Annotated in this window: 1 protein-coding gene; it reads right to left on the bottom strand. The window is 62.3% G+C overall.

From position 1 onward, the window contains the following. Nucleotides 1–6: 6 nt before the first annotated feature. Nucleotides 7–14,274, bottom strand: a complete 14,268-nt coding sequence (locus tag ACYVDM_RS08025; protein WP_415792030.1) for an SDR family NAD(P)-dependent oxidoreductase — start codon at nucleotides 14,272–14,274, stop codon at nucleotides 7–9. Nucleotides 14,275–14,279 lie beyond the last annotated feature (5 nt).

Consider the following 14,279-nt stretch of genomic DNA (forward strand, 5'->3'; position numbering starts at 1 on the left):
GTCTTTTCAGACAAGCTTTCTGAGCAATTGCGCGCCTTCGGCGGCATCCATCGAGGCATCATCGATACGGCTAATAATGTCCTCGATTACCCGCACGCTGTCGGCGAGTTCAGGCACAGGTTCGACTGCTGGTTTCGGCGCCGGCGTGGGCGACGCGACGCCATGTCCGGCCACACTGTCGATCCAGTAGCTATCCCGGGCAAAGGGATAGGTCGGCAGTTCGATGCGGCGCCCATGCCTGGTGGTGTCATAAAGTTTGTGCCAGTCAAATGCCACGCCTTGTACCCACAACGCGAGCGCGCGCGAGTACTCGCCCCTGCGTACACCTTCATCTATCGCCTGCAAGTCGTCGGGCGTCGGTACGAGGACGCGATCCTTTCTGTGCGGCACCGTGCCGCAATGGACGCCATTTGCGGCATGCTCGCCGTTGGCGAAGGCCCGCAACCGGCGACGCAAGACGTCCACACTGTCAGCCACAATGGCCAGCCGCACTTCCATGGCCTCGCGTCCTGTCTGCAGCGTATAGGCAAGCTCGTCCAGATCGAGACGGGTGTTCGCGTCGAGGAATGCGGCGAGTTCCCGCGCCTTTTGGCACAAGTGTTCGTCGCTTCTCGCCGACAGCGGAACAACCGTCACACGTGGGCTAGCCGGTTTGGTCCGCGCCTGGTCCACGCGATCGGGCACAAACTCCTGCAGGATCACATGGGCATTGGCCCCACCAGCGCCAAACGAGGAAATCCCCGCGATGCGCGGTTTGCACTGGCCGTCGACCACCGGCTGCTCCCAGTCCATGAGTTCTCGATTCAGGACAAAGGGGGTTTTTTCGAACCGAATATGCGGGTTGGCTTGTGCGGCATGCAGGCTGGGCACGATCTGGCCATGTCGGAACTGCAACAAGACCTTGGTCAGCCCCGCGATGCCGGCGGCGGCCTCCAGATGACCCACATTGGATTTGGCCGAACCGATGCGGCAAAAACCTTTGTCCCCAGTGGCGTCGCCGAAGGCCTGTTGCAGGCCGGCAATCTCTATAGGGTCTCCTAGATCGGTACCCGTGCCGTGGGCCTCGATATAGCTGACGTCCCGGGCGTGAACGCCTGCCTTGTCTAGCGCCCGGCGTATCAGATCTGCCTGCGCCACAGGGTTAGGTACCGTAAAGCCGTTGGTTCTGCCGCCATGGTTGACCTGTGTTGCCAGAATCACGCCATGAATAATGTCTTCGTCCGCCAGCGCGCGGTCAAGCGACTTCAGCAGCACCACGCCCACGCCCTCGCCCGGCACAAAACCGTTGGCACCTTCGCCGAAGCTACGGCAGCGACCGTCGCCGGACAGCATGTGCTGCGACGACATGTCGATGTAGCTGGTCGGATGCAGATAAAGATTGACGCCGCCAGCCAGAGCCATCTCGCAGTCGCCGTGGCGGATATGCTCGCAGGCCTCGTGTATGGCGGTCAATGACGACGAACACATGGTGTCCACCGGCAGACTGGGCCCGTGAATGTCCAGAAAATACGACAAGCGGTTGGCCACCGAACTGAAGGACGTCCGCGGCCAGAAACGCTCTTGCTCGCCCAGCGCCATGCGGTACAGGTTATAGCCTACCCGTGTAATGCCGGCGAACACACCCACCCGGCCCTGGAACTGCTGCTTTAATGCCTGGCGCGTATAGCCGGCGTTCTCCAGCGCCGCCCACGCAGTCTGCATGAACAAACGCTCCTGCGGATCCATGTTAAGTGCTTCGCGTGGCGGTATACCAAAGAACAGCGTATCGAACTCCGCGAATCGATCGATGAAGCCGCCCCATTTGCAATAGCTCTTGCCTTCGGCGACAGCGATGCGCTCGTCAGGTTCGTAGAACCCCTCCAGCGACCAGCGCGACGGCGGGATTTCAGTGATGCAATCCCGGCCCGATTTGAGGTTTTCCCAGAACGCATCTAGCGAATCCGCCATGGGATACATGCCGCTGATGCCTACAATAGCGATCCCTTTGCTGTGCGGCGCGTGTGATGGTGCGGACAGGGTTGGGGAAACGGGAGGCTCGACGCTTGCGGGAATGACCGTCGACGTACCGAATGCGGGCGTCGGCACCGGCTCCGGTGCGATCTGGACTTCCGGCGTCTGCGCAGCGCTGGGCGCTTGCGGTTTGGTACCAAACAAACCGTTCAGAACGTCGCGTTGCGTATTGAGCAAATGACGCGCCAGAGCCTCCACGGTTTGATTTTCGTACAGCAAGGTGGCGCCCACGTCGTCAAAATGCTGCTGCAGTTGCTGGTTGACCAGGCCGACGATGATGGAGTCGATGCCATAACTTTCCAGCGGCTCTGTGGCGTCTATCAGCGCAGGCTCGATTTTCAGCGCCTTGCCGATCAGCTGCTTGCAAAAACCAACGGTCAGCGCCAGCAATTGCTCGTCCGTCTGCGGCGCATCAACGGCAAGCTCGCTCCCCACTGCAGGCGCATACCGCACCGCCTGAACTTGTTCAACGGCCAAGGCAGGCATCGCTCGTGGTTGCTCTTTTTGTGCCCGCCGCTGTCGCGCCACGCCATCGCTGAATGCCACCACGATTTGCTGCCCCGACGCGTGCACCGGCGCGCACGGAAACTGCACACTGTGAAAGCCCTCTTCCTCCAGCACGCGCTGCCAGGCTTGCGGGTACAGTCCTGGCGAGCCGGGAATCCGTACCTCGCAGTCTTCGTTGAGCCACCATCCATCGAGCAGGCCGAAGGTAACGTGGCCGCGCAGCGACTTCTCGCTGATTTCATTGAGCAGCAGGACGCCATTGCGGCGCAACAGCGCCTTGGCGTTGCGCAAGGTGTTGCGGACGTTCTTAGTGGCATGGACGACGTTCGCCGCAATGACGAAGTCATAGCTTCCGGGTTGCACATCCTGACCCGCAAGGGGTTGCTCGACGTTGAAGAGTTGTGTGCGCAAATACGGGGCGCGCGGTGCATAGTGCTGCTGCGCATGGAACAAGAAAGCCTTGGACAAATCGGTATAGCAATACTCCGCCACTTGCGCCTGCCACGGCTGCAGCGCAGCGATGATGCCAACCGTGCTGGCTCCGGTACCCGCGCCTATCTCCAGCATGCGCAGATGCGCGTGCGGATCGGCCTCGACCCGCGCACGCACCGCAGCGGCCAGCGTATCGCTAAGGCTATGGTTGTACGCCAGGCCCACGGTCTCGGTCTTGTATACCCGCTCGACCAATTCCAGCGAGGAATTGGGAAAGAGCACGTCGGTCGCCTTGCGTCGGCCGACAAGAATGTCCGGCAACGCACGCATGGCGAGATCGACCAAGAGCGCCAGTTCCTTGGCGCCGGGATCGCGGGTCCACTCGCGCAACCCATCCTCCCAGGCCTGCCAGAGCTGAGGCAAACTGAGTGTTTCCGGTTGCTCGATCGGCATGAACGCGCGGCTGGCGCTCAGCCAGCGCTCATAGATTGGCAAAATATTGGGCGTGGCAGCCAGTATGCCGCGCAACAAACGCGCCAGCAGGGGCTCCATCTGTCGCCCCTCGTTCGCCGCAATATGGCGAAAGCGAGTACGGGAATCGATGTTACGGATCGCGTCGGCCACCTCCTGCATGGCGACTCCGGGCGTCGCACCGTAGTCGCTAATGCGATCACTCGGGTAAGACAGGGGCTCGACCGTCTGCGGCAATTTGCGGGTAATTGATACCTGGCTCAGCGTGCTGGCCAACACGTGATCCAGGATCGCCATGCCTTGTTCCGGATCCAGCGGTCGATAACCAGTTTCGTGGAAATACGCCTTCATAGCGTCGGTCATGGCCTCTCCGGCGCCGACCGACCAGTATCCCCAGTTGATAACCTGGACCTTGCCCGGCCATTGACGGCCCAGTTGCAACGCAAACGCATCTTTGAAGGTGCAGCCCGCCGAATAACCACTCATCCCGGCGCCACGCACGAACGAAGCGTTGGACGAGAAGAACAGCACAAAGTCCAAGGCCTCCCCGTCGAACACCTGGGCAATGCGCACCGAGGCATCTATTTTCACTGACAATATGGAACGGAAATCGGCTTCCGATACGGTCTTCAAGCTTTGGTCGAAGGTCCCCACCGCCGAATGAACGACGCCGTGGATGGCCGGATGGCGCGCCTTGATCTGCTGATAAGCCGCCTGCATTTGCAGCAACTGACTGGCGTCGGCCTGGATGTATTCGGGCGTACGACCCAGTCTGGAAATCTCGTCGATTTGCCGCTGAATGCTTGCATCGCGTGGACGACGGCCTATCCATACAACGCTGGCGTCGTAATGACGGATCAAATGTCGCGTCCAGATATTGCCCAATCCGCCGCTACCGCCGATGACCACGTAAACGCCGCGCTGGCGATAAGTCGGTGCGTCTTCCGGCATCTGGTCGACAGGGATCAATCGTTGCTCGAACCATTCGCTGCCGCGCAAGGCATAGCAGGCATTGCGGCCACGCAACGGCAGGCGATCCATGGCAGCCACCACCGGCTGCGACCACGCCTGCAGGTCGAACAGGCGGATTTTCCAGTGCGAATAGACTTCGGTCATGCAGCCCGCAAACCCTTGCAGGCCGGCATGCGTGGGATTCAGGCTTTCTCCCTGGCGCACCGGTAAGGTGTTGGCGACGATCATGTCCCACACGAGATCGCGCTTCTCGTCGCCCATGCCGACAAGGGCCTTGGCGATGCGCAGCACCTGCATAATGCCGCGTTCCTGATCCTCGATCAGAGTTTCCTCTGCCAGCGTCGCTACCTCGTGCGCCGAGGCGATCCAGATCAGTCGATCGAACGCCGCCTGCTGCAGTTTGTCGGCGATCGCAACCACATCGTCGGTGATCGCAATATCGATGAAGTGCAGGTGTTGCACGCCATGGTGGCTCTCCAGCAGGTCACGCTGCTGCGCATTCGCGCCAATGACCAGAACTGGAAGATCCATGGCCACTGCGGCTTCGTCTGGTACCGGCATGACGTCCCAGCGCGGCGTCATCATGACGGTTTCAGGCTGAGGCTCGACCTCGCTTACTGGCAGGTTCGCTGCCAGCCTCACAGCGACCTGGCGGTGCCCGGCAACCAATGCGCTCGAGGCCGTCGGGATTTCCGGCACTAGCCAATAATGCTCTTTGGCAAACGGATAATTGGGCAATTCGATGCGTTGCGGCTTGTCCGCGCCGTACAAACGGCTCCAGTCGAAGGCCAGGCCTTTCGCCCACAACGCCAGCAACTTGGACAAGCGCCGTTCGCCCAGCCATTTGCCGACCACCATCTCCTGCATTTCCTCATCTTGCGCGATCAGCTTGATCTCGTCGCGATTGCGCTTGACCTGGCCTTGGTAAACACCCGCCGCATTCGGCTCGCCGGATACGAAAGCCTGTAGCTGCGTCACCAGCATGTCGACAGAGCCGGCCAACAAGCCCAGACGCTCGCCCATGGCATCCCGGCCAACTTGCAAGGTATAGGCAATATCGGTCAGGCTGGTTTCGGGGTGGCGGCGCAAGAACGCCAGCAAATCCTCCGCTTTCTGCCGCAATTGAGCCTCGGTACGCGCCGACAGCGGGATCATCAGCTTGCCGTCTTCGGTAAGCACGTTCACCGGTGCCCGTGTCGCAACGGTGGCTGACGCTTCGGCCAGCACCAAATGCGCGTTGGTGCCAGAGAATCCAAAAGCACTGACCGCACCGCGGCGGCGCTGCCCCGGCGCCACGTCCCATGCGCGGCGCTGGTCGTTGATATAGAAGGGGCTGCCATCGAGCTGGATGTGCTCATTGCACTGCTGGTAGTTGATGGTGGGCGGCAGTGTTTGGTGGCGCAAGGCCTGCACGACCTTGATCACGCCCGCGATACCGGCAGCCGTCAGGCAGTGGCCGATATTGCTCTTGACAGAACCCAGCGCGGAATAAGCGTTGTTGTGGGTGAAAGCCCCGAATGCCGCCTTCAGGCCGGCCACTTCTATCGGGTCGCCCAGCTTGGTACCCGTGCCATGGGCCTCGATCAACTGAATCTGCGCGGGATCGATATCAAAACGCCGGTAGACCGACTGCAGCAGTTCCGACTGGGCGGCCTGGTTGGGCGCGGTCATGCCATTGGTCTTGCCGTCCTGATTGATACCCCAGCCTTCGATCACACCCAGAATCCGGTCGTGATCACGCTGGGCGTCAGCCAGGCGCTTGAGCACCACGACGCCGGCACCTTCGCCAGGGACAAAGCCGTTGGCGCGCTGATCGAAGCTGAAGCAGCGGCCGTCTACGGACAGCATGCCCGCCTGCGCCGTCATGATGTGCATGGCGGGCCCCGCCATCACGTACACCCCGCCGGCCAGGGCCAAGTCGCTGCCGCCCGTATTGAGGCTGTCGCACGCGTTGGCGACGGCCACCAGCGAAGACGAGCACGCCGTCTCGATCGCCATGCACGGGCCGCGCAGGTTCAGGAAGTACGATATCCGGGAAGCCAGAATCGAACTGGCGGCGCCGGTAAAACCTTGCGCGCTAAGCTGCTGTGTAGGGGCGATCTGGTGATATTCGCTGGGCCCACAACCGACGAACACACCGCACAATTGCCCTGACAATGAACCTGGGCTGTAGCCCGCATTCTCTATGCCATGCCAGCAGGTTTGCAGGAACACACGCTGTTGCGGCTCCATATTTTCCGCCTCGGTAGGCGAGATGCTGAAGAACAGCGGGTCGAACAAATCGTATTCTTCCAGCGCCCCTAACCAACGGCTGTTGGTCTTGCCAGGAGCGGCGAGGCCGCTACGGTAGTAGGTCTCGCTATCCCAGCGTGTGGCGGGTATCTCGCTAATGCAATCTCGGCCCTGGACAAGGTTCTGCCAGAACTCGTCGATGTTTTTCGCCTGGGCGAACTGGCCGGCCATGCCGATGATGGCAATGGGCGCGCGCATCGAATCGGACCGCTGAGGGATAGGCTTGGGAGCATGCGGCGGCACGACCACCGACTGGCTGACCAAGCGTGGTGCGGCTTGGGCCTGACCGCGCCATGACGCCAGGCGGCGTTTTGTCGCGAGCGGAGCGCTTGTCTTGGCAGCTACGGGCGACGATGCGGTTTCCTTTGCAGCGACAGTCACAGAAGCCGCCATGGGCATTCCCTCTGGCTCGCCAGCGGCCTGCATCGCCCTCATGACCAAGCCTGCGATTTCACCTAGCGTGGGATGGCTGTAGACCTCGGTCGCCGCAATGCCGGTACCGTAGGTTTCGTTGATCTTGCGCACCCATGTCACACCGGTAATCGAGTCCAGCCCAAGATCGATGAAAGGTGTGTCGTCCTCGATCTCGTCGGCCTGCAGGAACAATTCCTGCGCCAGCATGATCTTGAGGCTTTCGCGGATTTCCGACCCGGAGGCCACCGTCTCACGAGGCACGAGCGCGACGGGCGCGACGGGCGCGTTGACGGCATCGGTATCGCCGAAACGGGACCGTATCGTCGTCAACGTGCCCGTGTTGCCCACGAAGGTTTCCTCGTGCATGAGCAATTCCTGGCGATACGCTGCCTCGCGCGTCTGGCGCAGGACATCGGTCCACATCCTTTTTTGCGCGATCAGGGCCTCGCGCGGCCGGCACGCCAAGTGCCTGGCCAGCGCAACCGCCGCAGCCAGCACATTCTTGCGCGGCAGCACGTGCAAGGCAATGCCACGCGCCTTTAGTTCCTGCCCAGAGATTTCCTGGGCCGACAACAGCGTTTCGCGAGCCAGGTCATACCCCATTTTTGCGGGAAGCATCAGGGTGGAACCGGCGCCCGGCGTAAAGCCGTAATCCATGTAAGGGCTGAGGTAGCGGCTCTCCTCGGACAACAGCACCACGTCGGCAAACATGCCGAAAGACCAGCCACCGCCGATAGCGTGGCCCTGGATGGCTGCGATCACGGGCAGTTGGCAATCCATGGCCGCCTGGAAGATCCTCTCGTCCGTGAACTGCGCCTGACCTTCCTGAATCGCCAACAGCGTCTGGACCGTACCACCGGTGGCGAAATAGCTATCGAAGCCGGTCAGCACGACGGCCTTGTAGCTGGGCATGGCGGCAATATGCGCAAAGGCTTCCGACAAGCCGGCAATCAGATCCGGTGAGAACATGTTTTTGGCTGCACGATCGGCCAATGTGACGACGACCACGCCGTCTGCATAGGCTTGCACACTGACCACGGATGAGGCCAAGGCGATGTTATGCGCCAACGCGGCAGAATGTGTCGCCGGCGCCACCACCGCGCTGGCGTGCTCGTGCAAGGCGAAGCTTGGCAATGCGGCCAGCAGCGCGGCATAGCGCTGCGCCTGGGCCTGCTTCCAGCCCGTCAGGGCGGCCCGTGGCCAAGCGGTCCAATGACTCGCTAATTCTTGGGCCCGCACCACGACTTGCGCTTTTTCCGCCATCCGCAAGAAAACCGTCTGTGTTGGCAGCTCCGACCCCTCGTACGCGCGCTCGGACAGAGCCATTTCATAGCCCAGCGGCGCGCCGAGGCGCATGGCGCCCAAGGCCGCGACGTGACGCGCCGCCCGGCCAGACCAGGCGGACGTCACCGTATAACGCGCATGCCGGTTATGAACGACCGCGTCGCAAGCCAGGGCAAACAGCCAGGCCAGGCCCTCGACATCGCCTTCCAACGCCGCAATCACGGGCACTGGCGCGGCCTGCAGTCGCGACAGCAAGTCGATGAACGCGTCGGGATCGGCCTGCTGGCTTTGCAGTTCGGGGAGGAAACCACGGAGACCACCAACCAGGATGATGACTGACGTATTGCCGGGTTGCGTCGCCAATCGATCGAACACCGCATTTATCTGCGCGAGCTGTGACAGCTGCGTCGCATCGTCGCCCAGGCGAACGACGATGACTTGGCCGCCAACAGCGCTTGTCCGATCCGGTTGATAGGGGCTAAAAACCGCTGCCAACGGACTCAGGTCGCGCGCCAGATGGTTTTTGAGCAAGTGCAGGGCACGCTGTGGCTTTTTTGCCAGGACGGCAGCAAAGGCGAGCGCCTCGTCTACGCATTGAGTGCCCGGCGCCACCCGGCAAGACCAGCCTCGTTCATTCAACTGGCGGCCGCTGCACGGCGCGCTGCGGTAAAGCAGTTCATCCGCCACGGCATCGCCCAGGCGCTCGCGCAAATAACGGTCTTCCGCCTGGCTAGGCAGATAGGCACCATTGACATCGACAAAACCATGGATTGCCTCTGCGCCTGCCTGCAGGAAGTCACACATCGCGGCCAGCAGCAAGCCGCTGCCCGACGCGCCCTGCGGCGTGACGGCAATGACCGGACACGGCAGCGCCATCAGGGCTGCATACAGCGCGTCGCGGACAGCCGCGTTGCCGCAATCCCTGTCTCCTTGCCACGCAGCAGCATGGCGGCCGATCAACAGCACGGTCTTCAGGCTGGAGTGCCGGTTTACGTGCAGCACCGCCTGGCGCAGAGCGTCCAACGACGCTCGCAGTGCTTGGTGAATGTCGATGATGACAATGCCGGGAGCTTGCTCATGCGCACTCACCGCGATGGAGGTACTGTTCAGGTCGTGCGACGCCGATGTCGACGACGGCGCATGCAGTTGCGTTACAGGCTTGACGCTGGCGAGGCGCGGCGAGATGACGTGCGCCGCCCCCAAACGCACGGCAATCGGTTTGGCGCCTGGCGAGGTGGAGCGAGGTGTCGCGTCCCGTGTCACCGCCCATGACCGGGCCGGCATGGGATCGACAGCGGCGTCTGGCGGATCAATGGTTACGGCGTCGCGGTTGGCAGGCGCAAAGTTGACCGCGGTTGCGACGATTGGCGCCGCGCCGGCTGTCTTGGTATCAACGGCCGCCGCATCGACGGTCGCTACGACAGCCTCGGTATCGACAGTCACCATGCGCAGGCTGCCCAATTGCGCCCATACATGCCCCCCTTCATCGCATATCTGCACGTCGAATTCGCCACAGCCGATCGTGCGCAGGACAAGTACCGATGCCCCGCCGGATTTAGCCCAGACTCGCATGGAATCCAATGCCAACGGCTGCACGTCCTTGCCGACGAGTTGCGCTGTCCACTTCATCAAACTGGCCCAAATCGCCGGCGTCAGAATCATGTCCCGGTCCGCGCCATGGGCAGACCCCGCCAGCGGTTCTTCCACGACCAGTTGGCCATCTCCCATCCAGGCGCCGTCGCCCATGGGATGCAGTCCGGTTTTCATGCGCTCGAGTTCAATCCGTGCCGCAGCGGCACCCTCATAGGGCGCCACGCGACCCTGAGCGTGAACGGTATCGGTGCCCCCCTCGCCGCTGTAGATCTCGACGTCGACAACATCATCTGCGCGGGGAAAAAGGCCGACGCAAACCGCACGCTCTCCCGCCACGCTTACCGGCTCGCCCCAGTGGATATCGCGCCACTCCCAACACGCGACCGATGACGTCCGCGGTACCGACAACGCCACTGCCGCACGCAGTATTTCCAGCATGGCCAGCGGCGGCAAAATCTGATGGCCATTGGCATCAGTCACCAGCAGCGGGTCGGCGCCGCGCAAGAACGTCTGGTAGCACTGCCGGGTCAGATCCGACGTATTGGCGTGCACCAGGGAATGCAACACCTGCGAGCGCGATCCGGCCACCACGGGCCGCTCCCGCCAGTATGATTCCCGTGCGAAGGGATAGGTGGGCAGGCTCATCAACCGCGGCGGTGCGCCGCCGGCAAGGTCCTGCCAGTTCAACTCCACGCCGCGCGACCAAAGCTCGCCCAGCTTAGTCAGATTGCGTTCGGCATGCCAGGTCGCCAATGCACCCGCAAAGGCGACATCATCGGCCAGCTCCGCGACAGCATCCCTGTGCTTTCTGACCTGATCGTGGAAGACCGCGCCACCAGTGGCTTCACCGGCCACGAAGGCGCGCAATTGCGACAACAGATGGTCGATCGAATCGCTGATAAAGACCGCACGCTCGTCCATGGCCTCGCGCCCTGTCTGCAGGGTCCAGGCCAGCGAACCCAGGTCTGGCGCCTGCCCGGCGCGCTCGATGAGGACCAGCAGGTCAGTCACACGACGGATCAACTGATCAGCCGTACGCGCCGACAAGGGCACCAGTAACGGCGTGGCCAGCACCGGAGCCGTCACCTCCGGCGTCTGGTATTCCTCGATGATGACATGCGCATTGGACCCACCCGCACCGAAGGAAGAAATACCCGCCATCCGGGTACGCGCAACACCGTCGATCACCGGCGCGGGCCAAACCTGCAAATCCTGCACGACGACGAAAGGCGTGCTAGAGAAATCGATGTTGGGATTCAGGCGACGGGAATGCAGCGACGGCACGATCTGGCCATGCTTCATTTGCAGCAGCACCTTGGTTACGCCGGCAATGCCTGCAGCCGATTCACAATGGCCAATATTCGATTTGGCCGACCCCACCAGACAAATCCCCGTCTGGCCTTCGATTTGTGGCGCGGACTGGTGAAAGGCATTGCTCAACGCGGCGATTTCTATCGGATCACCCAGCTTTGTCCCTGTGCCGTGGGCTTCTATGTAATTGAGTTGACGGGCATCCACGCCCGCCTCGACCAGCGCGCGCCGGATGACATCGGCCTGGGCACGCGGGTTGGGTACCGTGTAACCGTTAGTCTTGCCGCCATGATTGAGGGCGCTACCACGTACAACACCGTAAATGTGATCGCCATCGCGCTGGGCATCGCTCAGGCGCTTGAGCACAGCCACGCCCACGCCCTCGCCCGGGATATAGCCGTCACCACCCTCGCCAAAGCTTTGACAGTGGCCGTCGCCCGAAATGAACTGTCCACCGCTCAGCATGGAATACTTACTGGGATCAATCGATAGATTGACCCCGCCCGCCAGGGCAAGACTGGTGCGACCCAGACGCAAATCCTGGCACGCCAGGTGGATGGCCGTCAGTGAGGATGAACACATGGTGTCCAGCGTCAGGCTAGGGCCGTGCAGATTCAGGAAATACGAGACGCGGTTCGCGATGCTGGCCAGGCTGCCCGACAAGTTGTACTCGCCGTACATCACACCCGCGTAGACGCCGATTTGCCCTGACGAACCGCCGGCATCGGCGACCTGCAGGCGAGCGCGGGTATAGCCCGCATCCTCGATCGCCATCCAGGCATGCTGCAGGAATAGTCTTTCCTGCGGATCGATGGTGCGCGCTTCGCGCGGCGAGATATTGAAGAATCGCGGATCGAACTCATCCGCGCCTTCGATAAAGCCGCCCCATTTGCTGAAATGAGCGCCGTCACGCGTGCGATCCTCGCTGTAGTAATCGCGCCAGTCCCAGCGCTGAGCGGGAATCTCGGTAATGCAATCCCTGCCATCGCGTAGATTGACCCAGAAAGCTTCCAGATCCCATGCCTCGGGGTAGCGGCCCGACAAACCGACGATGGCGATCGGCTCCAGCACGGCCGCGCGCATGGTTTGTCCAGGTGCGCCGGTGTCCGAGACACTGCCGCCCGACACCCGCGCGTGCGATGCCGTATTCCGACTGACAGCCTCCGCGCGGCGCAAACGGCGGCGGCGCGCAACAGGCGCGTTAGCGCCCTCGGCACGGGCCGGCACCAATGGCGTTTCCGGTATCGCGGTCAGCTTCGATGCCGCTGGCTGGCTACTGACGGCGAGCAGGCCAGCCAGCGTATCGGCATGCGAACGCACGAAGTAGCCGGCCAACTCCTCGATACTCAGGTATTCGAAAAACAACGTCTTCGGCAACGCGCCGAAACTCGCTTCCAGATGGCTGGTCAGCCGCATGGCCAGGATCGAGTCGATACCGTAGTTCTCCAGCGGCGCCTTGGTCTCGATGCGCTGCAGCGGTATTTTCAGCACATTCGCGAACGCCTCGCGCAAATACGCGCGAGTGCGCACTGACAAATCGCCGACTTCAGCCACCATGGGCGGTGTACGTACAGGCGGCGGCTCGATCACGCTGCCATCCAAGGCCCGGCGTATCTGTGCCGCATCGCCATGCATCACCATGATGTGGTCGTGGCGAGCGGCGAGCGCGTGGTGCAGCGCCCGCATGCCATCGGCGGTCGCCATCGAGCGCAGGCCCGTACGCTGCTCGAGCTGGCCCAGGCTGGTGGCGTCGATGCTCATGCCGCCATCTAGCCAATGCGGCCAGGCAATCGACACCGTCCGGCCATGCCGCGCACCGGCTGCGACCTGCGCATTGCGAAACGCCGCAAACTCGTCCATGAATCCGTTGGCCGCGGCGTAGTCGGCCTGGCCTACATTGCCCGCCCATACCGCGATGGAAGAAAACAACAAGAAAAAATCCAGCGGTAACGCGCGGCTGGCCAAGTCCAGGTTCTCTGTGCCGGCGATCTTGGGACGCAGCACTTCTTCGAACTGCTGCTGACTCTTGCGCATAATGAACTCGTCGCGCAAAACGCCTGCGCTATGCACGATACCGTCGAGTTGCCCGTAATCGTCAACGATGCCGTCGATCAGCGCCTGAGTGGACGCCGTATCGCTGACATCCGCCTGGCGATAGGCGGCGCGGTCGCCATCCAGCGTCTCCAACCGGGAGCGCACGGCGTCCGGCGCGGCGCGCCCGCACAATACGACTCGGGCATGGCCGGTCTGGGCCAGGATTTCGCGCGCCACCAGCATGCCCAGTCCACCCAGGCCACCCGTAATAAGATAAACGCCGTGTTCCTTGAAGAAGCAGGCCGGCGCAGCGGCCGTGGTGTCCGCCAACTCTCGCCAACGGCGCACATCGCGCGCGCCGTCCACATAACGCAGTACGCGTTGCCGCGGCTCGACGGCGCTTGCCGTCAGTTGCCGAACCAGTTCGTCCGTCGCCAGACTGGGGGCGACGAACACGATTTGCGCCAATACATCGGGGTATTCCAGCATAGCGGTTTCGATCAGGCCGGCAAGACCGGCAAAAATCCCGGCCGAGGCGTCGTCGGCCACCACCAGTTGCACCAACGCCAGGCCTTGCGGTTTGCGTACCAGCACGCCGCGCAGCGTTTCGAACAAGGCCGTGGCTACCGAGCGGTATTGCCCACCCAGCCCCAGCGCCGCATCGTCGCGCAATCGCTGAATGGCGGGTTCACCATATAGCTGTCCCCTGAGCTCGGCGTGGTCGATGTGCGGCAATCCGTGGACCAGCACATGATGCTCGGCATAAGACGCCACCTGTGCATACGCCGGCTGCCTCGACCGTTCCCAAACCGGCGCGACCTGCAGGATCGCCATCCTTTTGGTCGCGCGGGTTGTCGCTAGCTGCCTGAATTCGCGGACACGCTCGAGGGCCTCGCGTTGCGAAAGTCGACCAGCAGATACTTCGCGATAAATGTGCTCTAGACCTTGCGTCATGACCT

The organism is Bordetella tumulicola (assembly GCF_054779135.1).

Coding starts and splice junctions, on each gene's coding strand:
- ACYVDM_RS08025 (WP_415792030.1), bottom strand. CDS start 14,274: ATGACGCAAGGTCTAGAGCACATTTATCGCGAAGTATCTGCTGGTCGA.